The following is a 25,320-nucleotide window of genomic DNA, read 5'->3' as shown; positions in this document are numbered from 1 at the left end:
CTCTCCAATTTTATTAGCTTGTAAAATATAATAATATATATTTATAGTTTGATGTAATATATAATATATTGTTAAAAATGATATTTTTGAGGAAAAAATAATGAATTTAAAAGAATTAGTCACAGGAGGACCTGGTGAAAAACAATTTTTACTAGGTAACGAGGCTGCTGTCAGAGGCGTGATAGAGGCAGGCGTTTCAATTGCAGCCACCTATCCGGGAACTCCTTCATCAGAAATTGGAAATATTTTATCTGTATTGGCTAAAGACGCCAATATTTACTTTGAGTTTTCAACCAATGAGAAAGTGGCCATGGAAGTTGCGGCAACCGCTGCAGTTTCAGGTTTAAGGTCATTTACATTCATGAAGCATGTGGGAATGAATGTGGCTGCTGACTCTTTCATGACAACTGCGTATTCAGGTGTAAATGGAGGTATGGTTATTTTATCAGCAGATGATCCTTCACTTTTTTCATCTCAAAACGAACAGGATACCCGTAATTATGCAAGATTGGCAAATGTGCCTATTTTAGAACCATCCAATTGTCAAGAAGTAAAGGATATGGTCAAATATGCATTTGATTTGTCAGAACAGTTTAAAATACCAGTAATCGTCAGAACAACAACAAGGGTATCACACATGAGGGGAATTGTGGAATTTGGAGATGTGAGTGACAACTCATCAAATTGCGATAACCACTGGAAGAGAGGTCATTTCAACAAGGACCCATCCAAATACGTTCCGGTTCCTGCATTTGCTGGAGATATGCATGTAAGATTATGGGATAAAATCAACAGGATAGAGGAAATAACCAACAAGAGCGATTTCAATCAGGAAATCGAACTGACAGAGGATAAGAAATATGCCATAATCGCTTCAAGCAGCGCATATAATTACGCTCATGATGTCTGCAAGTTCAATGACTTGGACATCAACATCCTAAAGCTTGGTTTTTCATATCCGTTCCCAAAGGATAAGGTCGCAGGCTTCCTTAAGGACATTGATGAAGTGTTCATAGTGGAGGAAGTCGACCCAATCATCGAAAAGGACACACTATCAGTTGTCGGAAGTGAAAGGCTCAATGTCACAGTCCACGGTAAGTTGGACGGCACATTCCCTCTTTTCCATGAATTTAACTCTGATGTAGTTGCAGATGGATTGAACAAGGTATTGGACTTTAAAGAGGATTCAGAAATCAAATATTCATCAAGTCTTGAAAAACTGCAGGAAGATATTCCGTCACGTGCACCTGTATTGTGTGCAGGATGCCCTCACAGAGCAATGTATTATGGAGTTAACCTTGCAATAGAGGAACTTGGATTGAAGGCTTCAGACGTGATATTCGCTTCAGACATTGGATGCTACACATTAGGAATCAATCCTCCTTACAATGCGGCAGATTACCTCTTGTCCATGGGTTCCAGCGTAGGTGATGGCTGCGGATTTTCAGTTTCAACAGACCAGAAGGTAGTAAGCTATATAGGGGACTCAACATTCTTCCACAGCGGCGTTTCACCATTGATAAATGCGGTCCACAACAAGCACAATTTCGTTTTGACAGTTCTTGACAACAGGATCACCGCAATGACAGGCGGTCAGCCAAACCCGGGAATTCCTGTGGACGGAATGGGAGATGAGGCACCTGAAATATCAATTCGTAAACTGGCTTTGGCTTGCGGATGCGATTATGTGCGTGTAATCAATCCGTTCAACTTGGACCAGGTAATTAAGACTTATAAGGAAGCATTACAAAGAGATGACACTGCAGTCATCATATCAAAAGCTCCATGTACATTGATCAAAGGATTGGAGAAAAAACCTCCAGTTAACTTTGTGGAAACTAACTGTAATAACTGTGACAAATGTGTAAACGAACTCGCTTGTCCTGCCATTTCAAAGGTCAATGGCAAAATCACAATTGACACAGCACAGTGTGACGGATGCAATGTATGTATCCAGGTATGTAAATATGGCGCTTTAGAGGCAGGTAGGTGAAAAAATGGATAATCATTATAGTATTTATATTTGCGGTGTGGGAGGACAAGGAATCATCAAGACCTCCACAATCATCGGTGAGGCCGCAATGAACCAAGGCTTGGATGTGGTGATGAGTGAAATTCACGGAATGTCTCAAAGGGGAGGATCAGTTTCAACCGAATTGAAGATTGGCGGATACAATTCATCAATCATTCCGAAAAAGGGAGCGGACATGCTGCTTTCATTTGAACCTATTGAAACATTAAGAGGATTGGATAAGGTTAACTCAGAAAGTATGATAGTTTACAACACCCATCCGATTGTTCCCTCTTCATCAGATAAGGCTTACCCAAGTGTTGATGTCATTACAAAAACCTTGAAGGAGAACTTCAAGAACGTGCTTCCGATTGATGGAACACAATTGGCCATTGAGGCAGGAAGCGTTCTTGCATTGAATATGGTTCTTTTAGGTGCTGTTACCGCTGACGACAGATTCCCATTGACAAAGGAATCAGTTATTGAAGCGATGAAAAACAACCTGAAACCTAAATTCCATGCAATGAATTTGAAGGCAATCGAAAGTGGATACAATTCTATCAAAGGTTAAATATATTTAAATAATATTTAAACAATAAGTATAATTATATATTGAGTTGTGGTATTATGGCTTACAGAATAGACAATGCTATTGTAAAAAAAGATCGGAATGGTAAAGTAACATTAATTGACCCAGAAAATGTTTTCAAGGACGAAGATGCATTCATCGCTATCAAAAGTGATGATTTAATCACAATTCAACTTTTAATCAACGGTATTCTTAGCAATGATTTTAAAAGTTGGAGAGAATTGGGCAAGGTCCCTGAAAATGAACCATTGAAAAGTCTTTTTGTACGTTTAGGTTATTCAAAAGAAGATATAGCTAACTTATTGAAAGAATTCTAGCTATCTTTCCTTTCTTTTTTTTAAAATTTCTTATTTTTATAGTGTGGTTAGTTTAATTATTAAAAAATAGGGTTAGAAAAGAAGTTAATCTTTTCTATAATTCTTTAATATCGTTTTCATCGAGGATTTTAGCGTCGCTGTCTTTAAGAGCTTCGATAGCTTTTTCCATGTTTTCAAGTCTCATGGCAACAATGGCCTCATCAACTTTGCTGCTTACAAATGCGTATAGGTATTCAAGGTTAATGTCCTTTTCATCAAAGATGGCCAATGTTGAGTTCAGTCCATTAGGCTCGTCCGGAACTGCTAAGACAATCACTTCATTTTCCTTTACAATGAAACCATCGTTTTCAAGTGCTTCTATTGCTTTTTCATTATCAGAAACAATTAATCTTAAAATTCCGTATTTTGTTGTGTCAGCTATGGATAATGCACGGATGTTGATTCCAGCTCTTGCTAAGGTATCTATAGCTTTTTTAATTCTTCCTTCTTTGTTTTCCACGAAAATTGAAATTTGTTTGACTGCCATTTTCTCACCTACTCAAAGTTTCTTTCATCAATTACACGAACAGCTTTACCTTCACTTCTTGGGAGTGATTCAGGTTCAACGATACTTACATCCACCCTAAGACCGGTTTCTGATCTGATGGATGCTTGAATTTGTTTTTCGACTCTTTCCATTTCTTTCATCTCATCGGAGAACAACTCTTTTGTGGCTTCCACTTTGACTTCCACTTCATCGAGAATGTCAGGCCTTGTCACATGAATCATGTAGTTTGGACTTGCTCCGGACACTTTAAGCAATGCCTTTTCGATTTGGGATGGGAAAACCATGACTCCTTTAATCTTAAGCATATCGTCGCTTCTTCCGGTGATTCTTGTCATTCTGACTGTTGTCCTTCCGCATTCACATTTTTCACCAATGAGGGAAGTCAAGTCCTTGGTTCTGAATCTTAAGATAGGCATTCCAGTTTTGGTTAAAGAGGTTAACACAAGTTCTCCTTTTTCACCGTAATCCAGGGTTTCACCAGTTTCTGAGTTGATGATTTCAGGGTAGAAATGATCGTCTTGAATGTGCATTCCGTTTTGGTATTCGCATTCCTGAGCAACACCTGGACCCATTACTTCTGTTAAACCGTAAATGTTGTGGGTTTTGATTCCAAGAGATTCTTCAATTCTTTTTCTCATTTCATTAGTCCACATTTCGGCCCCATGAATTCCTGCTTTTAAATTAATGTCTTCTAATGCGATTCCTGCCTTTTCTCTGGATTCTCCGAGATACATTGCATATGAGGGAGTACATGTTAGGATGTCACTTTGGAAGTCGACCATTGTGTCGAGTTGTCTTTGGGTGTTTCCGGCGGAAATTGGAATTGTTATTGCTCCCATTCTGTTTCCTCCATGGTGTATTCCGAATCCTCCGGTGAACAATCCGTATCCGTATGCGTTTTGAATGATGTATTCTTTCTCGGCACCGGCCATCTTGAGTCCACGTGCAATGCATTCTCCCCAAATGTCAAGGTCATTTTGGGTGTATGCTGTAACAGTAGGTTTTCCTGTTGTTCCTGAAGATGCGTGTACTTCAACGATTTCTTCACGAGGAACTGCAAGCAATCCCAAAGGATAGGCTTCTCTCAAATCACTTTTTGTTGTAAATGGAATTTTTTCAATGTCTTTCAAGGTTTTGATGTCTTCCGGTTTCAAACCGATTTCATCAAACCTTTTTGTATAGAACTCTACATTTTCATATGCGAGTTTTACGGTCTCTTGAAGCCTCTTTAGTTGGAGTTTCTCTTTTTCTTCTTTATTCATACATTCTGCTTTTTCATTCCAAAACATGGTATCCCTATTTATCAAAATTTTTTCATTATGTTTACTTATTATCATTAATTTATATTAAACTTTGTTGTACTGTTTAATTTTCACAAGGCATATTTAAGTTAGTATTGTTTTTTGCCTCTCAAATCACGAATTAAAGTCAAGGGTTACTTTTGAAATTCATGTTAATTTCATGGGGAATCTTAATTCTTTTTTAAACTTATTCTCATGATTTCAAACGGTGAAAATCTGTCTATGGATGGCTTCCTGAAGGCTTTTGCATGACTTTGTTGAGGCAGCAGTGTTGATGGGAGGCAGGTGGTGTTCGCCACTACTATTATGATGTACAAAAAAGTACATTGATGTATAAATAGTAATCTTTATATAACTTTAATATATAAATAGATAAGTGTAATTATATAGAGGTAATTATTTATGGACGTTATGATTTTGGCAATAATATTTATAGTCTACATATTCGCCCTGGTTTTTGTGGGTTACTACGCCTACAAGAAAACCAATTCCTCTGAAGACTTCATGATTGCAGGTAAGGACACACACCCATTCATCATGGCAATGAGTTACGGTGCAACATTCATCTCAACGGCTGCAATTGTTGGTTTTGGTGGAGTTGCAGGACAATATGGGATGAGTGTTCTTTGGTTAGCATTCTTAAATATTATTATTGGAGTATTTATCGCATTTGTATTTTTAGGAAAAAGAACTCGTCGTATGGGACATTCATTAGGGTCCTTGACATTCCCTGAATTTTTGGGAAAAAGATTTGACTCTAAATTTATCCATTACGCATCAGGATTAATTATTTTCTGTGCAATGCCACTATATGCAGCGGTAGTATTGATTGGAGCTGCAAGATTTTTGGAATCCTCATTGTTGATTGATTTCAGTATTGCATTGTTAATCTTATCCATTATCATTACATTTTATGTGCTGTTCGGAGGTATCCGTGGAGTAATGTATACCGACGCGCTTCAGGGAACAATCATGGTAATTGCAATGGTGTTCCTTCTTGTCTTCGTATACTGGATACTCGGTGGAGTCGACACCGCAAACACAGCGCTCACAAACATGGTTAACTTATATCCTGCCGATTCGATAGCAACGGGAGGTACGGGCTGGACGGCCTTCCCACAGTTTGGAACACCGTTCTGGTGGTCACTTGTATCATCCACATTAATCGGTGTGGGTATTGGGGTGCTCGCACAACCTTCCTTGATTGTAAGGTTCATGACCGTCAAATCCGATAAGGAATTGAACAGGTCTGTCCTGATTGGAGGAATATTCATCGCAATCATGCCAACAACCGCTTACATCGTAGGATCACTTTCAAACGTGTACTTCTATGATAAGCTGGGCAAAATCGCAGTTGATGTGGTTGGAGGAAACATCGATAAGATCATCCCTACATTCATTACAATGGCCTTGCCTGAATGGTTCGTATACATCTTCCTGCTGTCCCTGATTGCAGCTGCAATGTCAACAATATCCTCACAACTGCACACACAAGGAACAGCATTCGGTGTGGACATCTACGGTACAATAAGAGAAAAATCCAAACAAAAGCTTGATCAGGTGAGCATATCAAGAATCGGTATTCTAATAGCTATCATTTTAGCATTGGTAATGGCATTCTCACTTCCGGGAAGTGTAGTTGCACTCGGAACAAGTCTCTTCTTTGAAATCTGTGCAGCAGCATTCCTGCCGGTTTTCCTAGGTGCACTTTACTGGAAAGGAATCACAAGACCTGGAGCTATTGCGGGAATACTTTCCGGAACATTCGTAAGTCTGTTCTGGTTGATATTCGTATTCAAAAAGACTGCTGTGGGCATTGGTCTTTGTAAATTCATTTTAGGTGTGGAAACACTATTGCCTGCCGCACCATGGCCTTTCATTGACGTAATGTTAATAGCAGTACCGATTTCAGCCTTATTCACAATTGTGGTAAGTCTACTTACCAAACCTCCTGCACAGGAGGTCATCGATAAGGCATTTAAAAACATAGACAAAAAAGGAAGTGATGCATAATGATGATTTTAGGAATTGAAGACCCAATGATTTGGGGAGTATATGTCGGAATTATCTTATCCACACTTTTATGTATTGTTTATGGTGTTTTAAACTGGAACAAGGGAGATTAAATTCTCCTACCTTATCTTTTTTTATATTATTAATGACAAACTCATTAACGATGAACGTTGATGAATCCGATAAAATTTTTACTAAATCATTTTTCCTGATATTTGGGGCGTTACTTTTCACAGCTCTTGTGATGTATGCATTGATGTCAACGGTTACTGAGTATGCAACAACTATGGGCTCAACCGCAACGATTGCGGGACTGGTTTCAGGGATATACATTTTCGGAGGGCTTTGCTCAAGAATATATTCCGGCGATGCGCTTGAGCGAATCGGCTGGAGAAAGATAGCCCTTGTTTTCATGAGCATCCATTTTCTTGCATGTCTTCTGTATTTTGTAGTTGATAATATCACCCTGCTCATCATAGTAAGATTCATCCACGGTATCGGCTTTGGAGCATCCGCCAATGCGATAGTGACAATAGCAACGGCAATTTTACCTAAAAAGAGATTTTCCGAAGCGTTCGGATACTTCATGCTTGGAACAACAATAGCGGTGGGTCTTGGACCTTTCATCGGCGGATTTTTATATGATGGATTCGGATCTGTGGGATGCTTTGCCGTAGCTTCACTCTTCTCGTTTTTGGCTTTGATATTTATAATTCTGATAGATGTCGATAAATATGACACAAAGGATAAAACTTCCCCTGATAAGTCATATTCAGGAATTGAAAAGGTAATAGAGTTCGGTGCAGTGCCTGTTTCACTTTTTACCGCTCTTACAAGTTTAGGTTATGTGTCAATACTTTCATTTTACAGGCTGTATGCCGTGGAGGTGAACCTGACCGGTGTATTCTCATGGTTTTTCATAATATACTCAATATGTCTTGTTGCCACAAGGCCTCTGGCCGGAAGAATCCAGGACAACGGTGGAGACAGAATCGTTTGTGTTGTTGGAATCATCGCACAGTCAATAGGATTGATGCTGATTGCACTTTACCCGTCAAACATCACTGTAATAATCTGTGCAATATGTGCAGCTCTTGGATTCGGAACGTTGAATTCTGCCAGTACTGCAATCATAACCCGAAAGGTATCAGAGCACCGCCGATCATATGCAATATCAACATTTTTCATATTCTGTGATGCGACAATGGGCTTTGGTCCGGCACTTTTGGGTTCATTCGTATCAGCAAGTACAGGATATGCTCCTGTCTATTTCATATCATCAATAATTACCATTCTGGCATTGCCGATTTGTCTGTATTCTCTGAAAGATTAATTTTTTTAAAACTTTAATTAAGTTATTTTTTGTCTAATTTTGTGTAATCATGCCCATTGTTTTTAAACAGTTAAATTGTGGTCAAATCAAGTAAATACTTTATATATAATCTGAAATTAAAAAGTCTATGATGTTTCTGTGTTTTAATCCACTTCCGGAAAAATCCATTTTGTCCATGCTCAAGACATACTTGTCGAAGTTGTCGTTGATTTTTGCAAGTCCTGAAAATTCCCTTTCTATTGTACTATCACTTTTCAATTGATATGTTACCTGAATGTAGATTTTTTCTTTATCTCTGGTGCAGACAAAATCAATTTCCTTATTGTTTATAATCCCTATTTTTACGTCATACCCTCTTCTGAGGAGTTCGATATAAACTATGTTTTCAAGTATTGAACCCATGTTTTCTATTTCACCGTATTTTGCCTGGTAGAATCCATGGTCAACGAGGAAGTATTTTTCGTTGTGTTGAAGTACTTTTTTTCCTTTTATGTCTACTCTTGGAGCCTGGTGTATGAAGCATGCGTTTTTGGAGTATAGGAGATAGTCCAGTATTGTGTCTTTTGATATTTTTCTTCTTTCGTGCTTCAGGTATTTTGTGATGTTTCCTGCTGAGAAGTTTTTTCCGAGATTCATTATCACATAGTCGAGTATGCGGTTTAACATATCGGTGTTTCTGATGTTGTGCCTTGTTACAATGTCTTTTAGAAGTATTGTATTGTAGATATCGCTTAAATATGAATATTTGTCCTGTTTTGTCACCTGTTGTATTGGAGGCATTCCGCCATATTCCACATATTCTCTGAATAATTCTTCCAAGTCATTTGTGGCTGTTTTTTCTATTTCCTTTTTGTATTGTATGAATTCGGCGAATGAGAATGGGTAAATGTTTATTTGGTAGTATCTGCCTGATATTAGTGTTGCCATTTCACCTGATAGAAGTTCGGAGTTGGATCCTGTGATGTAGATGTCACAGTCAAGATCCACTCTGCATGCATTTATGCTTTTTTCCCAGTTTTCCACGTTTTGTATTTCATCAAATAATAGGTAGACTTTGTCTTTGATGTTTTCAGTCAGATTTACTATGCATTCATCGAGCTGTTTGAAGTTTTCAATCTTGTTGTATTTCATGGATTCAAATGAGATTAGGAATATGTTTTCTTCTTTAATTCCACGGTTTTCAAGTTCCTCCCGAATGCTTTTTAGGAGATATGTCTTGCCGCTTCTTCTAACGCCGGTTATGATTTTGATAGGTTCTTTATCTATAAGTCTTTTGATTTGGTTTAAGTACAGATCTCTTTTAATCATTTTTTCACCGCACAATACCATGTATTAAATTTTGTTTTTAAAATATATAAATTTTGTCGATTACAATCTACAAAAATAATAATTTTAATACAATTATAGAATATAATCGACAATATATTTGAAGTCAATACAATTGTCGAACACAATCGACAACAAACTAATAACTAAATAATAGATTATGTTCCTTCATTTAAGTAATTTTGCTTATAAATGAAAACAATTTTATAAAGTAAGAGCAATTCAATCAACAATTTTTAATATATAAATGAAACGTATCTTAGGATACAGAAGATACGTAAATATTTTGATTATTATTGGATTTTTCTATTTTAACTTATTTTTTAATAGTTTCACATCATCTTATTAACTATTTAAATAATGCACATCCAAACTATTACTATGGATATTCTAAAAAAATTTAAAGACTTGTTGATTGAAAGCTTAAAAGACAATAAGAAATTAATCATTGGGTTATATGTATTCTTTATAATCTGTATTGTAGGAGCATGGATTCTGTTTGCGGGCCCTGTTGGCGCCAAATTATCTGAATTTCAGAACATATCCTCATCAACTCCTGCTGCGATGCAAAACGTAAGTGCTGTTGACCTTTTCATAAATAACGAATATGGCGGCATCCTGGTATATGTTGGATCAATATTCTTTGGGATTCCTGCAATTGTCTCATTGGTCTACAATGGAATCAATATGGGATTAATTGGACAATTGTTCAGTCAGGTGTTACCAAATGGAGGTATGAGATTCCTAGTATACTTAATTCCTCATGGAATATTTGAATTGACAGCAACTGTCCTTCAATCCGTGGCAGGGATATTGCTGTTCCTGTTCATATGTAGATTCATCAGGGCGATGATAAGCAGTGAAACCCATGGTGTTTCAGAGGCATTTGACAAATCAAAGAAAGCCTTGGTTCAAAGTGTGATATTAATGATTTTTGCAACCATACTGTTGCTTATTGCAGCTCCTATCGAGGCATATATTTCAGTGCCTTTCTCAGAGTTGATTTTAGGAACCTGGTGATAATATGGATGATTTGTTTGATAATTTTGGGAGAATCCAGAAAAATGACCCTGAATTTCATGAGATATTCAAGAACTTCGCATTTGATGAGGTATATGACCACTCGACATTGACGGAAAAGGAATCTGTTTTAGTGACATTGGCTTCCTTAATCGCTTGCCAGTCACCAAAGGCATTCAAGAAAATCCTGCTTGCAGCGGTCAATAAATACATCACTCCTGAAGAGGTAAAGGAACTGCTCTACCAGTCAGTGCCGTATGTCGGCTTTGGCCGTGCCCACAACTTCTTTGGAGTGACCATTAAAGTCTTTGACAAAAAGGGAATTGAGATGCCGTTGGAGAACAGGTCAAAAACAACTCCTGAAAATAGGCGCCAAAAAGGCCGTGAACTTCAGGACAGGTATTTTGGAGCTGAAATGATTCAGATGATGAATGATAACGCTCCCGAAGGCCAGGAACATTTCAACAGGTTCCTGGAAGGATTTTGTTTCGGTGACTTTTACACACGTGACGGTTTAAACGACCAACAAAGGGAACTGATTACCTTTGTGTTCATTGCAACTTTGGGCGGTTGTGAAAATCAGCTGAGGGGACACACCCAAGGCAATTTGAATGTTGGCAATGATAAGGAAAAACTGGTTTCAGCAATAACAGTTATTTTACCGTATATCGGTTTTCCAAGGTCTTTGAATGCATTAGCTATTATAAATGAGTTTTAAGTAGTGATGGATGTCTTTCCATTATAATCCGGGAATCATGGACTTCAAGTCTCCAGTGATTTGGTCCATGGCGGATTTCGCATCGCCCGAACTTGGCAAATCATTAGTTATGTTTTCTATTGTTGATTTTGCATCATCCAAATCGACATTGTTCACATAGTCATTTGCCTTGGATTGCAAATCTCCTGTCATGTTTTCTATTGTTGATTTTGCATCATCCAGTTTGTTTGTGTCAGGATAAACGTTTTTGTACACCACTGATTTTGCCATGTGCACTGCAATGTCCTTGTCCTTGCAGCAAATCATGATGTTGTCGTGAGATGTTTCATTGGATAGGGGAATGCAATAGAGTTTGCCGTTATAATTCACTTTAATGATATCAAACACATGGATTTCCAATAGCTCATCGGCATTTATCACATAGCATGTGATTCCGTCAATGTTTTCCATTTCACCATTCTTTATTAAATCTGCCATTGCATTGTAGCCTGATCCGGTCAGGTTGATGATGTCATAGCCGTTCTCTTGGCTGTTATGTGTGAGCAGTACTCCGTCGTTCCATTTCCAGATTTTGATGCTTTCGATATCATTGACGTATCTTGTTTGGTTGGCCGGAACCTCTATGCTTGTCCCATTGGGAGTTATTTCAATTCTTTCATAATTCACTGAGTTTGTCACCAGTATTATGGCGGCGGCTATTAATATGATTGCCACGATTGCGATTATGATTAGTTTTTTGGTATCCATAGTTCTCAATTACTATTTTTAGCTTAATGTTTAGTATGGTGATGGCAAAATCTGTTTAATACTCAAATTCGTATGATTCTTCAATTGCAAACATGTTTCTTATTTCTGCTGTTGCGTTGTTAAGGAAGAATACTCCCATTTCCCAGCCGTTTGATTCGTATGCCTCTTTAATTTCAGGCATAAGTTCAAATGCCTTGTCGACAACTTCCTGATTTTTAGTCAAGTCTGCAACACCATAGTATCTTAAGATGTGTTCTCCGTCCCATGCGGTTATTTCCACATTAGGGTTTGCTTCCATTTGTTTGTAGACTTCCTTGAATGTTCCGACTCCAAAGTATATTTTGTCCTCATGGAGCAAATGGAAACCTAATGGCCTTACTTTTGGCTTGTCTCCGTCAACGGTTGCAAGATAGAATACTTCTGCTCTTGTTAGTAAATCATTTACCTTTTCTATATCTGACATTTTAACACCTCTGTTTCTTAATATTATCTGATAAGTATATAAAACTTCCAATTGACATGATGTTCCTTTCGAAATTTACATTTTTGATATGAAATATGATACTATTCATTATTCTTATTTATAACTATTTTTACTTTAATTAAAAATATATGAACGATTTTTTAATTTTCGATATGATTTTTAAATCATGTTTTTCATAACAAAACTTTTATATAATGCTATTTAAAGACTATAACATATGTGAATTAATGTTCACATCGAATTTATGACATATTTAAAGAGGAGAATAACAATGAAATCTATGAAAAAATTATTGCTCATTGCTATCTTATTAGCAGTAGTTGTTGTTAGCGTAGGTTCATGTTCCGCTGGATGGTTTGACTTCATGAGTGGAGGAAACTCAACCGATACCAGTTTAGACGGACAGGAAGTTAATTTAGCTGCAGCAGCTAGTTTAAAAAATGTTTTTGATGATAAATTAATCCCAATGTTTGAAGAAAAATATCCTGGTGTAAAAGTAACACCGACTTACGCTTCAAGTGGGGACTTACAAACCCAAATTGAAAACGGTTTGGAAACAGACGTATTCATGTCTGCAGCTAACAAACAAATGAACGCTTTAGCTGAAGAAGGTATTGTCGACAACGCTACCAATCTCCAATTCCTGGAAAACAAAGTTGTCTTAATCGTGCCTGCTGATTCCGATTCAAACATCTCTTCATTCGATGACTTGAAGGATGTTGAAGGAAACATCGCTATCGGAGACCCTGAATCCGTACCTGCTGGTCAATACGCTAAAGAAGTATTGAACAACACCGGTATTTGGGATGACGTGGAATCCAAATTATCATTAGGTACTGACGTAACTGCAGTATTAAACCAAGTAGCTCAAGGATCCGCTGACTGCGGTATTGTGTACGCAACTGATGCTAAATCCACTGATGATGTTAAAGTCATCTGTGAAGCACCGGAAGATGCTTTAGACACTCCAGTTATCTATCCTATAGCTGCAATTAAAGACACTAACGATACCGACGCTACAAATGCATTCATGGACTTCTTGCAAACCCAAGAAGCTAAAGACATATTTGTTGAATACGGTTTCACACTTCATGAATAGATAATCTATTCATGACAACTTTTTTTTTTTAAATAAATTTTAATATCATATTGTTCAAATCAATAGTATAGAATATTGATGGAGATAAGACATGGATGATTGGTCACCTATTTTAATTTCAATGAAAACGGCAAGCCTATCAATTCTCATAACATTCTTTGTGGGATTGATTGTGGCCTGGGGAATCATTAAGATTAAAAATGACTCAATAAAAATCGTGCTCGACGGCATTTTCACATTGCCGATAGTATTGCCTCCTACAGTTGTAGGGTTCTTTTTACTGTACATTTTTGGTGTCAGAGGACCAATCGGAAAGTTTTTCATAGACTTTTTTGCATTTAAAATTGCATTTTCATGGCCTGCAACAGTTGTTGCGGCAGTTGTCATGTCTTTTCCACTTATGTACCGTTCAGCCAGAGGAGCATTTGAGCAGGTAGATTCAAACCTCTTGGATGCCGGCCGCACATTGGGGATGTCCGAGTGGAAAATCTTCTGGAAAGTCCTGTTTGCAAATGCATTGCCGGGAATCATCAGCGGGGGAATTCTAGCTTATGCTCGTGGTCTCGGTGAATTCGGTGCTACAGCAATGCTTGCAGGTAACATTGCTGGACAGACAAGAACGCTTCCTATGGCAGTGTATTCGGAAGTGGCCGCAGGAAATATGGGAACTGCGTTCGATTATGTTATAGTCATTGTTTTCATATCATTCATAGCCATTTTTATCATGGACTACCTTTCTATCCGCAAGGAGAAACAATGGAGATAATTAACGGGGGAGGATTATGTCGAATAAACTATTGAAGGTAAATATCCACAAGGAACTTAATGAATTCGATTTGGATGTCGATTTCGAATTGAAAAATGGATGTTTGGGAATTCTTGGTCCTTCCGGTTGCGGAAAGAGTATGACATTGAAGTCCATTGCAGGAATTGTTGACCCGGATAATGGCATTGTAAGTCTGACAACAGGTGAGAAAACCGTCTATTTCGATTCAGATAAAAAGATTAACTTAAAGCCTCAAAAGAGAAACGTCGGTTACCTTTTTCAAAATTATGCACTGTTTCCCAACATGACCGTTGAGGAAAATGTGGGCATAGGATTGCCCAATAATGATGAGAATGTGGTTTCTGAAATGATTAGGCGTTTTCATCTTGAAGGACTGGAGAAAAGATATCCTCGACAATTGTCAGGAGGTCAGCAGCAAAGAGTGGCCTTGGCACGCATAATGGCGTACGGTCCTGATGTGATATTGTTGGATGAGCCTTTCAGCGCAATGGACACAGTTTTAAAAGAGCAGTTGCGTCGGGAACTTGCAAATTTCCTTAACAAATTCAGTGGATTTTCCGTTTTGGTTACACATGATCGTGATGAGGCATTTCAATTTTGTGATGAGCTCATAATTTTGGATAAAGGAAAAATCATCGCAAAGGGAAAAACCGTTGATTTGTTTGAAAATCCTGGAAAAGTTGAAGTTGCAAGGCTTACCGGATGTAAGAACATCTCCAAAATTGAAATTATCGATGATTATCATGTCAAATCATTGGATTGGGATGTAACATTTGAAGTGTCTGAAAAGGTTTCACCTAACATTGCTTATATTGGAATAAGGGCACATGACATTTATCCTGGTCAAAAGGATGATGTAAATGCATTGGATGCATCCAATTCATCAAAATTGGAGATGCCTTTTGAATGGCAAATAACCTTGACCAATGGATTGCTGTGGAAACTAGACAAGCAGATGCGCGAGCACGAATTTGAGATTCCGAAGTATTTGAAAGTGGATCCTAAGAACATTCTTTTGTTGGAAGAGTAATTGTCTCATTTTTAAAAATTGTTCTCACTTTGTAAAATTGCTTTTATCTCTAAGAAAAATTATTTAAATTAGAAAAATCAATATTATTTTGATTGATATTACTTAATTAAACTATTTTGGAAGGTTATGATAAAATGGCTAAACCGATTAGTCCTTCACCAGTAATTGAAGGTGAGGATGCAATTGAAATAATTAAAAATATGAATGACTCACCAAGTGAGGAATATAAAGAATTGGCTAAAGATATTAAATCACAAAGATTTGTTCCATTTTAGGAATATTATATACTTTAATTTTTAATTTAGATCTAATTGTTTTAAATCTAAATAAAGATAAAAAGTTCTTGTGGGGTCTTGTTTTTTAATAATCTCTATCTTTTTTAGTGTTTTTTCATCGCTTTTTAAATGTTTAAATTTGTTGTGAGTCACATAAAAATTAAATGCTGATGCATAACCGTCTACAGATACAAATCTCAATCCAACAGTATTTTCTGAAATTTTTAGGATATTGGCTAAAATGCTTTTTAGGAAATACGTTCCTAAACCATTTTTAGTATATTTCTTATTAATTGCAAATCTGCCAATTTTAATTGCGGGAATAGTATTGTTCTCAGAAACTTTTAATTCTCCTTTGATTTTCTCTTTCTCAACTTCATCTTGTAATAATCTCAGTTTCATTGAATCAGTTAACAAGGACACAAAGCCGATTATCTCATCATCGCAGATTATTAGTTTTGTAAGGTTCAATTTTTCCTTTTGCTGTTTAAGGGCATCGTTTTTAAAAAAGTCATTCAAATCATCTGATTCGCATTCAAAATCACTTAAATCATGAGCATCCGTTAAGGTTTCAAAGATATAATTGTTTTTAATGTATTCAATATCCATAATAATACATTAAATAACTTTATATTTAAAATTAAGTATTTTAAATCATTAATTTTGATTTTAACTTATTATTTTTTCAGTTAAAAGCAATATTGACTTAATACTTAAAGCAATTCTCTTGATGGTTGTCGATTATTCCGATTGACTCCAGATATGAGTAGATTATTGTTGGGCCAACAAACTTCATTCCCCGTTTTTTCAGGTCCTTTGATATTCTTTTTGACAACTCAGATTCGGTTAGAAATTCCGCCTTTATGATTTCGCCGTCGGTGAACCCCCAAATGTAATTGTCAAAGCTTCCGAATTCCTTTTGGATTTCAATGAAGATTCCTGCATTGTTGACGGCTGAGGCGATTTTGCCCTTATGGCGGATTATTCCCTTGTTTTGCCTAAGTTCCTCGATTTTATTTTCATCATAAGAGGCCACCTTTTCAACATCAAAGTCATCAAAGGCTTTCCTGAAGTTTTCACGCTTTTTAAGGATTGTAATCCAGGACAGTCCTGCCTGAAATGATTCCAGAACCAGCATTTCAAACAGTTCATGATCATCATGGGTCGGAACGCCCCATTCCTCATCATGATATCTGATATAGGTTTCATCGTCTCCCGCCCAGCTGCATCTATTAATACTCATAAAAATACTTATTATTAACTTTGTTTAAATATATTTTTAATTATTGATTGTTAATTAACATTAATAAGGATATAATTATGACAGTTGCAAAATCAAAGAGAATATTCTATTTCGATGCGCTGAGAACACTGGCCATTCTTTCGGTAATCATTGTTCATGTTTATGCCGTGACAAGAATACATGTCATGGCGGACTACGGCATGATTCCGTCCTTAAGATGGATTTTCTCTCAGATTGCCGGAAACTGCTTTAGAATTGGAGTTCCCTTATTCCTGATGCTTGCCGGAGCGTTGTCTTTAGGAAGGGTCTGGTCGATTAGGGATTTCCTGGGCAAGAGGATTCCGCGCATCGTCGGCCCGTTCCTATTCTGGAGTCTTGTAACCGGATCCGTTGCGGTAATAATATCATATTATTTCGGATTCCCCTTCGTCAATAGCTTTGATATGAATTCAATATTGGAGTTCTTTGAAGGCGTTTTCATGGCAACTTCGCCGGGATTTTCACCGTACTGGTTCTTCTGGATGATTCTGGGAACATATCTGATTATGCCGATATTCAACAAGTGGCTGTTGCATTCCGAACTTGTAGAGGCGGAATACTTTTTGGCCTTTTGGCTGATTACCTGCCTTTTTGATTTCACTTGGAATGCCACATTTCCAATCAAGCTATCATATTTCACAAGTCCTATTGGATTGTCAGTTGCAGGATATTATTTGAGGCATACGGAAAGGAAAATATTGAACAATCCGTATTTTGCATTGTCAATGGTTATTATCACAGTTATAGCTACAGTAATTGCATTAACTTACTTGTCATCAGCTTCAGAGATGTATATCTTCCACAGGTACTCATTTCCGTTGGCCATCTTGGTGATGAGTGTATTTCTATTGTTTAAGAATTTCAATAAGTTCAACATAAATCTCGATTTCAATGAAAAAGTGACAAAAACGGTTAAGGGAATAATTTTTGCCATTGCCAAGTACAGCTATGGAATCTACTTGATTCAAGGATTATTCTTATGCATTTATGTAAAAATTATACCATACACAGGGTTTTACAGTAATTTTATAATTGTATTCCTGTTAATTGTTTTAAGTTCAATGATAACCATGTATATTTTAGATAAAGTCCCATATGTCAATAGGGTCATTGGGGCAAAATAAGAGAGTGAAAATTATGTCAAAATTAGGTATGGGTTTAATGAGACTTCCATTAATGGATGAGAACGATCAAACTAGCATTGATTATGAAGAGGTAAACAAGATGGTTGACGCATACATGGATGCGGGTTTCGACTACTTTGACACAGCATTTGTCTACCATGAAGGTGTCGGTGAGGCAGCATTCAGAAAATGCGTCGTTGAAAGATATCCTCGCGAATCATTTAAGATAGCAACCAAGCTGCCATTGTTTGTGATTACTGAGGAATCACAGTTGGAGCCGATTTTTGCACAGCAGCTTGAAAACTGTGGCGTGGACTACATTGACTATTACATGCTCCACAATGTCAGCGGTTTCACTGAAAACGCTTGGAAAAACGTTGATTTATACTCTTTCATTCAAAAGAAAAAGGAAGAAGGTTACATCAAGCATATAGGAATCTCCACTCATGGAAATGCAGAATTCCTGGAGGAAATATTATTCGAACATCCTGAACTTGAATTTGTCCTCCTTCAGATAAACTACCTTGACTGGGAAGATGAAGGAATCGAATCAAGGAAATGTCTGGAGGTTGCAAGAAAATACAATAAGCAAGTAATGATTATGGAACCTTACAAAGGAGGATTTTTGGCGGATGTGCCTGAAGAGGCTGAAAAGATAATGAAGGACTATAATCCGGACAGGTCAGTCGTTTCATGGGCAATGAGATTTGTGGCCAATATTGAAGATGTTGAGGTTGTATTGACAGGCGCAAGCAACCTGGAGCAGCTCGAAAGCAATATCCAGGAATTCAACGATACGGACCCATTGAACGATGAGGAAATGGAAATAATCTCCCAGGTTTCCGAAATAATCAACAGCAACATCACAGTGGACTGCACAAAATGCAGGTACTGTGTTGACACTTGTCCGGAGGACATTGACATTGCAAAAATATTCGATTTGTACAACAAGCATAAGCTTTTAGAAACGGACGAGTGGACACAATTCGGAAACGCGTACCTGAACTATACCAAACTGGACGGCGTAGGAATCGCTTCTGATTGCATCGAATGTGAAAACTGCATCGAGGAATGCCCGCAGCAGATCAATATTCCTGAAGTTCTAAAGGATGTTGCCAAGACTTTCGAAACCGAAATCTATGGATTCACCGATTAAGTTAAATATTTAATAACATTAATGATATATTTATAAATAGTTAAATTATATTGAGGGTTTTAAAAATGATACCTGGTATGAACAAAAAGCAAATGAAGCAAATGGAAAGACAAATGAAAAAAATGGGTATGAAAATGGAAGACCTTGAAGGGGTTAAGGAAGTAATTATCCGTTTTGAAGATAAAGAGCTAATCATTGATAATCCTAGTGTAAGTTTAATGAATGTAATGGGCCAAGAAACCTACCAAGTGGACGGTAAGGCCCGTGAAGTCGAATTGGAATACGAAATTGAAATTCCTGATGAGGACGTTGAAATGGTTGCAAATACAGCCAATGTGTCTGAAGAGGAAGCAAGAGCTGCCCTTGAGGAATGTAAAGGGGACCTTGCAGAAGCGATAATGAAATTAAATCAATAGATAACATGACTTTGATTGCACACATCTCTGATTTGCACGTTTCCAAATCAGAATTTGATGAAGGAATACTGATGGATGCCATCACCGAAATAAATAATCTTGAACCTGACATGATTATTTTAACCGGGGACATTACAAACAACGGGTATCTTGTGGAATTTGAACAGGCCAAAAAATACCTTGAAATGTTTGAGGCGCCATTATTTGCAATTCCCGGAAACCATGATTCCCGCAATATAGGTTACCAAACCTTTGAGGAGATAATCGGTGAGAGAAGCTGGAAACTGACAATGGATGAGGAATTCACAGTCATAGGATTGGACAGCAGTTCTCCGGATGAGAGCAGAGGACACATTGGAAATCCCCAACACATGTGGCTGGAACATCAGTTGGATGAATGTGTAATTAATGAAAACTTTACCATTGTGGCACTGCATCATCATGTGGTCCCAATCCCTCAAACAGGCAGGGAACGCAATGTCCTGTCAGATGCAGGAGACATTCTAAAGACCCTGACAACACATGAGGTTGACCTGGTGCTGTCCGGGCACAAGCACGTCTCAAACATCTGGAAAATCAATGACACACTGATTGTCAATGCAGGATCATTGTGCTCAACTAAGCTAAGGGGAAGAAATAAAAACTCATATAACGTTTATAACATTACAGACACCGAAATTGAAATATTCCTGAATGAAGTAAACGGTGAAAAATTCCTATTTGGAAAATATCCACGTAATGAATTATAAAGTACATTTAAATATGGAATAGGATAAATATAATATACTGAACTAAATTATTAATTTTAGGTGATATTATGAAAGTGGTCGTAGATGCTTCTAATGTGGCTCATCATGTCAAAAATGAAAGGGGAGAACCCCAAATGTCAAACATTCTTGCTGCTGTAAAAGCATTAGAAGAAAGTGAAGATGAATTTGTAATTATTGCCGATGCATCACTACGTCATGAAATTGATGATAAGGAACAGTTCCTAAAATTGTTGGAAAGTGAAAATGTAGAAGAGGTTCCAGCAGGTAACGATGCAGATCATTTTATTTTAGATATTGCTACTCGTGAAAAAGCTAAAGTATTGTCAAATGACAAATTCAGAGATTATGCTGCTGAATTTAGAAACATAGCTTCCATGAGAATTCCATTTATTATAGATAACAACAGACTCACATTTGGTAAACCGAAAAAACCGAAAAAAGACAAAAACATCCTTCAACATATCTGTGATGAGATAATCAAGGAATTGAACTTCAAGAAATGGGAAATCTACACCGGTAAGGAAGGATTGGAAATTTCCCCATTGAACATTGCAAAACAAGCCATCATTCGTATTGACAATGAAAACAATACCGAATCCAAGCTTGAAAACATTTTTGCAAAAATACCAATGTTCAACAAGATTGTCGAAATGGTTGATGACGTTGAAATTGCGGCTCCATATGTGATTTTTGTATTAGTACATCCTAAAGACTATAAGATTGCCGTAAAGAATGCAGGTAACATTTCAGTCACCGTTGCGGACAGGTTAGGTCTTGAGAAAAAGCCTTTAATCGCTGTACGTAATGACCTGTTCACCAAACCGGGAACCTTTGAATTGAATATTCTATTGGCTGATGAAGTGACTCAGGCGGCTCCATACAACATATTGGTTCGCGTCAGTGAACATGATGAGGTGTTCATCAAACGTAATTCCAGAAATATCGCAAGTACAATTGCCGGAAGGCTCGGGTCATGGAAATTCCCATTTGTATCTGTAAAGCCGGATATGCTTCTGGAAAAACCTGGTGAATTTGAAATAGAACTTGAGAAGGGAGGAGACCTGGATGGCTAACGCTTTAACCAAGTCATTTATTAGGCTCACAACCAAACTCAATCCAATTGCGGTTGGAACAAAGTTTTTTCCAACAAACTCTCTTGAGACAGAGTATGTAGAGTTGTTCAACTACACTCAAACTATCTTATTTGAGATTAAAAAAGCGGAAATCACTTCAGATACCATCCTGCAAAATTTGATTAGGGATGTCGGTGCCGAAAACCTTCCAAAGGATTATACATTCCATGAATTGAAAGCGGCTGAAAATAAGATTGAGGAATATGCATTAGTAAGTAACATTATCATGGGAAGTGACCGTTATTTTTACATTGAACTTCCACACCCTTCACGTTTAATTGATATCTTCGTAAAAATCATCCAAACCGAAAAAGGAGAAATTGTAGAAAAAACAGCCACTGAGCTCGTTGCAAAGATGCTGAGCAAAAACGATGCGATAAGGGTGGCAATAGAATTGATCGGTATCGGTTTGTCCGAAGGCGTTCAAGTCATATCCGCTGTAGGAATGACCGGAGCGGCTTCAATCGAAAGAGCTATTCACTACACTCAAAGTGTTGGAAGTTTTCCAGGCATTGCATTCACTAAATTAGGCGGTGAATATGCACTGGTGTTCGATTCACCATTTTTGCTTCGTGAATCAAGGCCTGTCGACTTGGAAAATTACCTGTTCATTGATTTGATTGATTCTACAAAATTCATTGACAAGAATGGAAGAACCCAACTTGTTGAGCTGATGAACGGAATTAAGAATTTCATCGAAACAGAATGTGAAGGTGAACTCGAAGGATACCGTGAAGGTGGAGATGATTTCATTGCTAAATTCCCATCAAAAGACTTGGCCATTCGTGCAGGATTGGATGCTGCATGGTTTGCATTGGATAACGGTGCCAAAATCAGAGCCGGTATCGGCAGAAGTAGAAGGGAAGCCGGTGAGCGAGCCCAAATGGTTGATGATATAGACGCTGCCGCCCCATTGTCATTGGTTATTTTTGAATTGGCCAATGGTTTGTATGCTTATAACATTCCTAGTGAATTCACTAGAACATTAATTAACTTGGTAGAAAATGAAAAGCCTAAATTGATTGGAGTATTTGCATTTGTATTCATATTTGCATATCTGATGTCAATTGTAGGTTTAGGTATGTTTAGCTTTATTGGAGTCATATTGGCTCTTGTTTATGCTTTGGTTGCTTAATTAAATTAAAAAGAGAAAAAACATGAGACGAAAAAAAGACGATAAGAGAGTTTTAAGGGCTGGAAATGGTCGACAGAACAATTCCAGACGAATTAAAAGAGGCAATCGTCAATTAATGTCCAGAAGGAATGATAATCATTATCCTAGAAATCCTCATAATCGCAAACCAAAGAAAACTAATGGCAAACTTGTTTTTTTAATGATTATTGCTTTAGTGGCATTTGTTATTGGAGCCGGAATCGGCGTTTCATTGAGTTTTGAAGATAACCATGTCGATGAAGGCCCTCATTTTGTAAATGTCACTAAGGAGATGACTTCTGATTTAAATGATACAGAAGATGTTTATTATGACAAATCAGCTGATGCTATAGATTATAACCAAAATCAGACTCAGTTTGATATTCCGCATGGAAATACTACTCAATAACTTTTTGTGATTCTTATGAACTTTATTAAAGATCTTGATGGAGGATTTTCTGTTATAGAAAATCTTAAGGTGTCAGGGGCTCGTGAAGGAAAATATGGTGTGACAATTATTGTATCACCTAACAGTACAGCTTCCGCTGTTTTTACTTCAAACAAAGTTGTGGCAGCTCCTGTTAAATATACAAAGAATGTTTTAAAGAAAGGAATTATTTCCGCTGTCTTTGTAAACAGCGGTAACGCTAACTGCTTCACTGGCCAACAGGGCATAAAAGATTGCGAAACATTGGTCAATTTGGTATCCAAGGATTTGAAGATACCTTCCGATGAAATAGCAATTTCTTCAACCGGGGTTATCGGTCGTGAGATGCCTATAGACATCATTTCCAAGGTGGCTTACGAATCATTGTCAAAACTTGGAAACGGTCCTGAAAATTCATTGGCCGCTGCAAGGGCAATCATGACAACCGACACTTTTCCAAAGGAATGTGCCGTTGAGGTGACCTTGACAAGTGGTGAAAAGGTCAGGATAGCTGGAATCACAAAGGGAAGCGGCATGATTGCACCGAATATGGGTACAATGCTGTCTTTTATTGTAACAGATGCACTTATTCCTTCTGATGATATAAACAAGGCGTTAAAAAAGTCAGCTGACATCAGTTTCAACATGATTGTCGTCGATGGTGACGAAAGTACCAACGACACATGTCTTATGATGGCCAATGGAGCGTCAGGCGTTGAAGTTGTCAGGGATGGCGAATTGGATTCCAATTTCCAGGAAGCCTTGAACTACTTATGCATTGACCTGGCCAAAAAGATGGCACGTGACGGTGAGGGAGCCACAAAATTCATTGAAGCAAATGTTTATGGTGCCAAATCTTTAGAAGATGCCCGTCTTGCATCCAAATCAATCATATCTTCAAGCCTGTTTAAGTCTGCCGTGTTTGGAGGAGATCCGAATTGGGGAAGAATCGTCTCAGCTATCGGATACTCAGGTTGCGACTTGAATCCGGATATTGTCACAATAGCCATTGCAGACGATGAGGATGAGGTTGACCTGGTTAAGGATGGTGAAATCCTGGCGTTTGAGGACACTCCGTACCTCAAAAGGGCCGAAAAGATTATGCAGTCCAAAAATGTCATTGTCAATATCGACATGCATTTGGGTGAGGGTCAGGCTACCGCTTGGGGTTGTGATTTAACATATGATTATGTAAAAATCAATGCTGAATACACCACTTAAAGAAAAACTTTAAATATCTTTAAAACAAATATTTTTTTGTTATAGATTTAATTCTAATTTTGTAATGATAAAATTTTAAGGAGGGGAAAATATGGCAAAAGTAAAAGGAACTAACAGAAGAACCAGACAAAAAAGAAGTTATACTAAACCTGGTAGTAAAAGAGGAAGAGGAGTTAAACAAACTTGGAAAAAATAATCCTCTTATAACTTTTTTTTCTTATTTTCAACTATTTTTAACTGTTATATACGTTTTTTCATATTGATAATTCTTAAATACTATTTTTTTAATATATTAATATTAGGTGAAATTATGATGATGCCAGAAAATGGACATAGGGCTCATGGATTTTCAAGTGCAAATTTCCTGGATTCTGATGAGATTATTCAGGAATTAAATTTGAAAGGTGATGAAACCTTTATGGATGCAGGATGTGGAGATGGCCATAATGCAATTAAGGTTTTAGAAGACTACAATCATAAGGGAACTGTTTATGCAGTGGACATCTATGATGCCTCTATTGAAGATATGGAAACCTACAAAAAGGAAAACAATGTTGAAAACTTGATAAATATTGAAGCGGACATCACTGAAGGCATTCCTGGTGTGGAAGACGCCTCAATTGATGTGGTCTTGCTTGTCAATGTTTTCCATGGATTCAAGGCTTCAAGAAAACTCGATGAAGCGGTCAGTGAACTTGCAAGAATTGTCTCTGATGATGGTAAGATAGCTATCATGGATTATAAGGCATGGGATGTGCCTAATGGTCCCCCAACCAAGATGAGGTCTTCTCCAGAGGATCTTGAAGAGCTTTTCTGTAAGCATGGATTAAAGAAGATTTACCTCAATGAGGAAATCGGTGAGGATATCCCTGAGGGCAAGTCTCACTATCTAATCATGTTTGAGAAAAATTAGCTTTTTTTGTTAATGGGAATATTTCCGTTCCCAATTAATCCATTTTTTTGAAAATAATTAAATACTATTTTTTTAAAATTATTATTATAATTAAGATATTGTGATTTTCAACATCACATTTTTAAAAG

The 25,320-nt window shown here is 37.3% G+C and carries 29 protein-coding genes; 21 read left to right on the top strand and 8 right to left on the bottom strand.

All coding sequences use genetic code 11. The features are described from left to right. The first annotated feature begins 100 nt into the window (after positions 1 to 100). From iorA to MBBTH_RS04690, 3 genes are read left to right on the top strand one after another with little or no spacing between them, the layout of a single operon-like run. A complete protein-coding gene (gene iorA, locus MBBTH_RS04700) occupies positions 101 to 1,993 on the top strand; it encodes an indolepyruvate ferredoxin oxidoreductase subunit alpha (protein ID WP_116591903.1) in 1,893 nt (630 codons plus the stop codon). Between the two features lie 4 nt (positions 1,994 to 1,997). Beyond that, positions 1,998 to 2,582, top strand: a complete 585-nt coding sequence (locus tag MBBTH_RS04695) for an indolepyruvate oxidoreductase subunit beta (protein WP_116591902.1) — start codon at positions 1,998 to 2,000, stop codon at positions 2,580 to 2,582. 56 nt (positions 2,583 to 2,638) lie between these two features. Next, on the top strand, positions 2,639 to 2,917 hold the full coding sequence (locus MBBTH_RS04690) for a hypothetical protein (RefSeq protein WP_116591901.1): 279 nt from the start codon (positions 2,639 to 2,641) through the stop codon (positions 2,915 to 2,917). 94 nt (positions 2,918 to 3,011) lie between these two features. Here the strand turns inward: MBBTH_RS04690 and MBBTH_RS04685 are convergent, their stop codons facing one another. The 3 genes from MBBTH_RS04685 to MBBTH_RS11185 form a co-directional block, all read right to left on the bottom strand. Continuing rightward, positions 3,012 to 3,443 (bottom strand): amino acid-binding protein, encoded by a 432-nt coding sequence (locus MBBTH_RS04685; RefSeq protein ID WP_116591900.1) that lies wholly within the window; start codon positions 3,441 to 3,443, stop codon positions 3,012 to 3,014. Between the two features lie 8 nt (positions 3,444 to 3,451). After that, entirely contained in the window at positions 3,452 to 4,753 is a 1,302-nt protein-coding gene (locus tag MBBTH_RS04680; protein WP_116592034.1) for a phenylacetate--CoA ligase family protein, read from the bottom strand. A gap of 213 nt (positions 4,754 to 4,966) precedes the next feature. Further along, positions 4,967 to 5,092 (bottom strand): hypothetical protein, encoded by a 126-nt coding sequence (locus MBBTH_RS11185; protein ID WP_279305938.1) that lies wholly within the window; start codon positions 5,090 to 5,092, stop codon positions 4,967 to 4,969. A gap of 75 nt (positions 5,093 to 5,167) precedes the next feature. On the opposite strand from MBBTH_RS11185, the gene MBBTH_RS04675 reads away from it, so the two are divergent. Genes MBBTH_RS04675 through MBBTH_RS04670 form a run of 3 tightly spaced genes read left to right on the top strand, consistent with a single transcriptional unit; the run spans position 5,168 to position 8,111 of the window. Beyond that, positions 5,168 to 6,778 carry a sodium:solute symporter family protein gene (locus MBBTH_RS04675; protein ID WP_116591899.1) on the top strand — a complete coding sequence of 537 codons (1,611 nt, stop codon included), beginning with the start codon at positions 5,168 to 5,170 and terminating at the stop codon, positions 6,776 to 6,778. Then, complete coding sequence (locus tag MBBTH_RS11225) at positions 6,778 to 6,891, top strand: symporter small accessory protein (RefSeq protein ID WP_341476446.1); 114 nt, start codon at positions 6,778 to 6,780, stop codon at positions 6,889 to 6,891. Before MBBTH_RS04675 ends, MBBTH_RS11225 begins: the two co-directional genes overlap by 1 nt. 50 nt (positions 6,892 to 6,941) lie before the next feature. Beyond that, on the top strand, positions 6,942 to 8,111 hold the full coding sequence (locus MBBTH_RS04670) for an MFS transporter (protein WP_165814032.1): 1,170 nt from the start codon (positions 6,942 to 6,944) through the stop codon (positions 8,109 to 8,111). Positions 8,112 to 8,210: 99 nt separating this feature from the next. Here MBBTH_RS04670 and MBBTH_RS04665 read toward each other — a convergent pair whose 3' ends face one another. Then, positions 8,211 to 9,419: an ATP-binding protein gene (locus tag MBBTH_RS04665; RefSeq protein WP_116591897.1), complete on the bottom strand. Its 1,209-nt coding sequence runs from the start codon at positions 9,417 to 9,419 to the stop codon at positions 8,211 to 8,213. A 399-nt stretch (positions 9,420 to 9,818) separates the two neighbouring features. On the opposite strand from MBBTH_RS04665, the gene MBBTH_RS04660 reads away from it, so the two are divergent. Together MBBTH_RS04660 and MBBTH_RS04655 are read left to right on the top strand one after the other, a co-directional pair. Continuing rightward, on the top strand, positions 9,819 to 10,457 hold the full coding sequence (locus MBBTH_RS04660) for a stage II sporulation protein M (RefSeq protein ID WP_165814031.1): 639 nt from the start codon (positions 9,819 to 9,821) through the stop codon (positions 10,455 to 10,457). 4 nt (positions 10,458 to 10,461) lie between these two features. Beyond that, positions 10,462 to 11,175 (top strand): carboxymuconolactone decarboxylase family protein, encoded by a 714-nt coding sequence (locus MBBTH_RS04655; protein ID WP_116591895.1) that lies wholly within the window; start codon positions 10,462 to 10,464, stop codon positions 11,173 to 11,175. 21 nt (positions 11,176 to 11,196) lie between these two features. Here the strand turns inward: MBBTH_RS04655 and MBBTH_RS04650 are convergent, their stop codons facing one another. Both MBBTH_RS04650 and MBBTH_RS04645 read right to left on the bottom strand, forming a co-directional pair. Further along, on the bottom strand, positions 11,197 to 11,922 hold the full coding sequence (locus MBBTH_RS04650) for a hypothetical protein (RefSeq protein WP_116591894.1): 726 nt from the start codon (positions 11,920 to 11,922) through the stop codon (positions 11,197 to 11,199). A gap of 55 nt (positions 11,923 to 11,977) precedes the next feature. Next, positions 11,978 to 12,385 carry a pyridoxamine 5'-phosphate oxidase family protein gene (locus tag MBBTH_RS04645; RefSeq protein ID WP_116591893.1) on the bottom strand — a complete coding sequence of 136 codons (408 nt, stop codon included), beginning with the start codon at positions 12,383 to 12,385 and terminating at the stop codon, positions 11,978 to 11,980. A gap of 292 nt (positions 12,386 to 12,677) precedes the next feature. On the opposite strand from MBBTH_RS04645, the gene modA reads away from it, so the two are divergent. From modA to MBBTH_RS10895, 4 genes are all read left to right on the top strand, one after another. Then, on the top strand, positions 12,678 to 13,505 hold the full coding sequence (gene modA, locus MBBTH_RS04640) for a molybdate ABC transporter substrate-binding protein (RefSeq protein ID WP_116591892.1): 828 nt from the start codon (positions 12,678 to 12,680) through the stop codon (positions 13,503 to 13,505). Between the two features lie 91 nt (positions 13,506 to 13,596). Next, the gene (modB, locus tag MBBTH_RS04635) at positions 13,597 to 14,271 is read left to right on the top strand and encodes a molybdate ABC transporter permease subunit (RefSeq protein ID WP_116591891.1); all 675 of its coding nucleotides are present in this window, start codon (positions 13,597 to 13,599) and stop codon (positions 14,269 to 14,271) included. A 16-nt stretch (positions 14,272 to 14,287) separates the two neighbouring features. Next, entirely contained in the window at positions 14,288 to 15,322 is a 1,035-nt protein-coding gene (locus MBBTH_RS04630; RefSeq protein ID WP_116591890.1) for a sulfate/molybdate ABC transporter ATP-binding protein, read from the top strand. Between the two features lie 134 nt (positions 15,323 to 15,456). Beyond that, positions 15,457 to 15,597 (top strand): hypothetical protein, encoded by a 141-nt coding sequence (locus MBBTH_RS10895; protein WP_165814030.1) that lies wholly within the window; start codon positions 15,457 to 15,459, stop codon positions 15,595 to 15,597. A 21-nt stretch (positions 15,598 to 15,618) separates the two neighbouring features. Here MBBTH_RS10895 and MBBTH_RS04625 read toward each other — a convergent pair whose 3' ends face one another. Both MBBTH_RS04625 and MBBTH_RS04620 read right to left on the bottom strand, forming a co-directional pair. After that, positions 15,619 to 16,206 (bottom strand): N-acetyltransferase, encoded by a 588-nt coding sequence (locus MBBTH_RS04625; protein ID WP_116591889.1) that lies wholly within the window; start codon positions 16,204 to 16,206, stop codon positions 15,619 to 15,621. A 97-nt stretch (positions 16,207 to 16,303) separates the two neighbouring features. Further along, positions 16,304 to 16,840 (bottom strand): DNA-3-methyladenine glycosylase I, encoded by a 537-nt coding sequence (locus MBBTH_RS04620; protein WP_116591888.1) that lies wholly within the window; start codon positions 16,838 to 16,840, stop codon positions 16,304 to 16,306. Positions 16,841 to 16,917: 77 nt separating this feature from the next. On the opposite strand from MBBTH_RS04620, the gene MBBTH_RS04615 reads away from it, so the two are divergent. From MBBTH_RS04615 to MBBTH_RS04575, 9 genes are all read left to right on the top strand, one after another. Continuing rightward, positions 16,918 to 18,003, top strand: coding sequence for an acyltransferase (locus tag MBBTH_RS04615; protein ID WP_116591887.1), 1,086 nt, complete (start codon positions 16,918 to 16,920; stop codon positions 18,001 to 18,003). Positions 18,004 to 18,016: 13 nt separating this feature from the next. Next, positions 18,017 to 19,159: an aldo/keto reductase gene (locus tag MBBTH_RS04610; protein WP_116591886.1), complete on the top strand. Its 1,143-nt coding sequence runs from the start codon at positions 18,017 to 18,019 to the stop codon at positions 19,157 to 19,159. A gap of 65 nt (positions 19,160 to 19,224) precedes the next feature. Beyond that, positions 19,225 to 19,575, top strand: a complete 351-nt coding sequence (locus MBBTH_RS04605; RefSeq protein WP_116591885.1) for a nascent polypeptide-associated complex protein — start codon at positions 19,225 to 19,227, stop codon at positions 19,573 to 19,575. 5 nt (positions 19,576 to 19,580) lie between these two features. Continuing rightward, on the top strand, positions 19,581 to 20,324 hold the full coding sequence (locus tag MBBTH_RS04600) for a metallophosphoesterase family protein (protein WP_116591884.1): 744 nt from the start codon (positions 19,581 to 19,583) through the stop codon (positions 20,322 to 20,324). Positions 20,325 to 20,392: 68 nt separating this feature from the next. Further along, positions 20,393 to 21,418 carry an NYN domain-containing protein gene (locus MBBTH_RS04595; RefSeq protein WP_116591883.1) on the top strand — a complete coding sequence of 342 codons (1,026 nt, stop codon included), beginning with the start codon at positions 20,393 to 20,395 and terminating at the stop codon, positions 21,416 to 21,418. After that, complete coding sequence (locus MBBTH_RS04590; RefSeq protein WP_116591882.1) at positions 21,411 to 22,613, top strand: hypothetical protein; 1,203 nt, start codon at positions 21,411 to 21,413, stop codon at positions 22,611 to 22,613. The genes MBBTH_RS04595 and MBBTH_RS04590 overlap by 8 nt, the downstream gene beginning before the upstream one ends. 22 nt (positions 22,614 to 22,635) lie before the next feature. After that, a complete protein-coding gene (locus MBBTH_RS04585; protein WP_116591881.1) occupies positions 22,636 to 23,040 on the top strand; it encodes a hypothetical protein in 405 nt (134 codons plus the stop codon). A 15-nt stretch (positions 23,041 to 23,055) separates the two neighbouring features. Beyond that, positions 23,056 to 24,279, top strand: a complete 1,224-nt coding sequence (argJ, locus tag MBBTH_RS04580; protein WP_116591880.1) for a bifunctional ornithine acetyltransferase/N-acetylglutamate synthase — start codon at positions 23,056 to 23,058, stop codon at positions 24,277 to 24,279. A gap of 310 nt (positions 24,280 to 24,589) precedes the next feature. After that, on the top strand, positions 24,590 to 25,192 hold the full coding sequence (locus MBBTH_RS04575; RefSeq protein ID WP_116591879.1) for a class I SAM-dependent methyltransferase: 603 nt from the start codon (positions 24,590 to 24,592) through the stop codon (positions 25,190 to 25,192). Positions 25,193 to 25,320 lie beyond the last annotated feature (128 nt).

Origin of the sequence: Methanobrevibacter thaueri (assembly GCF_003111625.1) — an archaeon.
Lineage (GTDB): Archaea > Methanobacteriota > Methanobacteria > Methanobacteriales > Methanobacteriaceae > Methanocatella > Methanocatella thaueri.
Note: the sequence above shows the minus strand (reverse complement) of the source record. Positions and strands in the feature narration are given on the sequence as shown.